This window comes from Bacillus sp. P4_D3, assembly GCF_056401855.1.
The window spans coordinates 1-3,402 of record NZ_JBFUIN010000343.1; the positions used below are offsets into that span (position 1 = coordinate 1).

The 3,402-nt window shown below is 34.4% G+C and carries 2 protein-coding genes and 1 pseudogene; 1 reads left to right on the top strand and 2 read right to left on the bottom strand.

Annotated elements, in window-relative coordinates; genetic code table 11:
* Positions 1–13: 13 nt before the first annotated feature.
* Together AC1DTM_RS20700 and AC1DTM_RS20705 are read right to left on the bottom strand one after the other, a co-directional pair.
* Complete coding sequence (locus AC1DTM_RS20700) at positions 14–193, bottom strand: hypothetical protein (RefSeq protein ID WP_477000766.1); 180 nt, start codon at positions 191–193, stop codon at positions 14–16.
* A 110-nt stretch (positions 194–303) separates the two neighbouring features.
* Positions 304–2,517, bottom strand: coding sequence for an N-acetylmuramoyl-L-alanine amidase family protein (locus AC1DTM_RS20705; protein ID WP_088099805.1), 2,214 nt, complete (start codon positions 2,515–2,517; stop codon positions 304–306).
* 597 nt (positions 2,518–3,114) lie between these two features.
* Between AC1DTM_RS20705 and AC1DTM_RS20710 the strand changes: the two are divergent.
* Positions 3,115–3,402, top strand: a pseudogene (locus tag AC1DTM_RS20710) (hypothetical protein); the annotation flags it as partial.

The window sequence follows — 3,402 nt, forward strand, 5'->3', positions numbered from 1 at the left end:
GCTTATGCTTATTTTATTTTTTGCTTAGCGTGGTTTTTTTCCGAAATGCTGGCGATATCCCTGGTAAATCAACTTGTAGTCCGAATTCACGTTTTGYATCCTCCCCTGATACATATCCTTCGTCACTATTTAGCAGTTCTAATTTTTGTTTAGATAATAATTCATGATCCAAATCCGCTATATGTGGGCTCACCACATAGCCATCAAGTTAATAAAAATCCTCCAGATGCTGAAAGCATCTGGAGGTCGTGGGGATCTCATTTAGCGATTCATATTTATAAAAAATAGATTTTTTTGGGATGATTAATAACCTTTGTGTCCATGACTATCAAATTTAAAGGTTTTTCCGTCAATTTCAACCTTGGTATCTGTATAAATTGAACCATCCTGTTTAGCATAATACGTAAAGTGTCCGTAATAAGGGAAATGATACCCACCACCAACTGAGAACCATCCTATCTTAGCTGCTCCAGATTCATCGAAGTAATAGTCTTTACCATCGATTTTTTGCCAGCCCGTTTGTGCTACGCCGTTATTGTCAAAGTGGTATAGCTTACCATCGATTTTTTCAAACCCTGTTTTATTAACTGATCCGTCTTCATGAAAATAATATCTTTTTCCATCAATGTTTTGATAATCATTGAACGTATCATTGTAGCCATTTATGAAATAGTATCTTTTATCGCCTATCATTTTCCAACCGGTATAGAAATCTCCATCCTCTAAACTATAATATGCCAGTGATTTCCCCTTTTTGTTGATCCCTGTTTTCCAAGTCGAACCGTCTTTATTAAATACTAATCTTTTGTTGTCAAACGAAGCATAAACATCGCTGTTTATAGCTTCTCCATTTATCCTAGAAGCTCTCTCAAGTACGCCTTTGTCAGAAAAATGAAGAATGGTATTTTGATCTTCTAGACGTATTTCCTTTTTATTTACATTGTAATTTTGGAAATAATAAATTTTACCATCTATATCTTTCAAGCCTTCTTTAATAACCACTCCATCAGCATCGGAATAAGTATCACCTTTCCAGGTTGATCGTTGCAAGGAACCATCATCATTGAAGTTGTAGTACTTCCCATCGATTTCAGATCCATTTACAGTAACCATTTCACCATAATTATTCGGGTGGAAATAATAAGTCTTCCCCTTAATGTCTTGCCAGCCTGTCAAAAGGGCTCCTTCAGCATCTGCAAAATGATAACCAGTACCTCGATTTACCCAACTGTTCTTTATTACATTTCCAGAAGAATCTTTTGCATTCCATTTAGTAGAATCTTTTTCATCAGCTACAAGCTTTACTCCGTCATACTTCTGTCTCTCATTTTCTTTACCCGGATACCACTCTATTAACCAATTGTTAATTTCATTGTTGCTTTTTCCAGTGAAACGAATTTCGGATTTGAAACTCCAATCAGTACCAAATTGTTGAACATTTTGATTACCAGCCAAACTTACCCCATTTTTGTTATTCAAACGGAACTGAAATTTACCATCGTAAGAATTTCCTATCTGAACAAGTTCAAACACTTCATCATCGCCAAGCGAATCGGAATATTGAAGTCCTCTTCCTTCTTTTCCTGAAAGGTATTTTGAACCTGTTTTTACGATTACTTTATTCGTTCCTTTTTTATAAGGGATAATTTGATAAGGGTTACCGTGATTTAGTGCATTAAATGGTAGTGCAATAGGTGTCTCTAGGACGTGAGTACGCTCCGCCAATACATCAGATACTCGATCATAAAAATCTGCTTGAGCTTTAGGTTCATTCTTAACATAGTTGTCAAGGACATCTTTAGATACTGGCTTTGAAGTCAATGTTATCAATTGTTTTTGCTTATCTGATAATTTATTTGCTATCTTATCAAATAGGGAATCCGAATTTTTAACAACCACATCCCAATCTGGAGTCCAGCTGTCTGCATATTTTTTATAAAGTGGAAGAAGAAATCTTGGGTTTTTACCAGATGCTTTTTCTACAAATGCATGTTGGCCTTGATTCATCACAACTCCGGTCTTTCCTTCGTCTAATTGTGCTTGTGTAATGTAAAGAAGATCGTGTTCTGAGACATTTGCTCCATTAGGGTTTAAATCTACAATTGCACCTGCGTCAGTAATTTTAAGCTGCTGCCCAGATCGTAGTTGATGAAGTTCGATTCTTCCATTTGGATAGCGTACTTTAACTGGTTTAAGAAAATTCGAATCACCTTGTGTATGATACATGGAAATATTAAATTCCCCAGATGTAAAACTAGGAGCCTGGTAAGTTTCGTTTTCTGCATATACATCAATGCGAGTACCTGGGTTTCGGTCTTTCTCCTCTGGGCTTATTCCAAGTGCTTCATAAGTGTTTGCTACAGCACCTAATACAGTAATACTTATATCTATTACCGTACCTATCCCTGCGCTAGCTTTGTTTTCTGCAATAGGAGCGACAGAAAAAAGAATACCTAATGCCGCTGCAGTAGGAATTACTTTCTTTCCAATTCCAATTGTTTTAAATTTTTTCTTCATTTTTGTTGTCCTCTCTTAGTAAGATTTAGCCTAGATTGCTTACATGTAACACTGTGAAAAATAAACATATAAAGACTGTTTTGTGTGTATTTAAATATATAGAATCAATATTTATAAGTTCATCTTAGCTTAAATACCTTTCAAATTTCTTTCATAAATGTTACAAAAGTCTTTCATTAATATCGTATAAAATTCTGAACTTTTTACGATAGTCTATATTTTTTCAGCTTGGCCCCATGCTCATTAAGCGAAGATTTTTAAGTATCCCCAAAACAAAATTTTTATTTGTAAAATGAATGAAGTAGTAAACAAAAAAGGCTGGCAAAATACCAACCTTTCTTGTTTTTTTGGTCTCAATTTTTAATTTAATAAGATATATCGGTGGTTTACTTATGCATCAATCCTTTTATTTCTATCGGTATTTCCAATTTTAAGAAATTACTTGCAAGAGTCCTCAAGTGTTTGTATGAGAAGCAATGAAAGGGTTTTGTAACATTTACGAAAGACTTTTGAGAGTTATTTAAATTAAGATAAACTTACCGATGTTAATTTAAATATGTTGGAAACAGTATAAATTAGAAAGTAAGGAGCACATCCATGAAGGAAAAGATAAAGAGATGTATAAAAAAAATCCCCCCTGTAGGAATAGCGATGGGGATTGTATTCAGCTTGAACCCATTTACAAAACATAAAGCGAAAGCAGACGTTGATACGTTCGCAACGATTGTTACAACATTTGGTGATACCTATGATTCGTTTTTAAAAGAGCCTTTTGTTATCTTTTTATCCGAACAAAGTGCTAAAAATGATTATACAGCTAACAATGAAAACCGTGCTTACAAAGCTCCTACTTTTAACAAAGGAGAATTTGGTATTAGTGTGTAT

Coding starts and splice junctions, on each gene's coding strand:
- AC1DTM_RS20705 (WP_088099805.1), bottom strand. CDS start 2,517: ATGAAGAAAAAATTTAAAACAATTGGAATTGGAAAGAAAGTAATTCCT.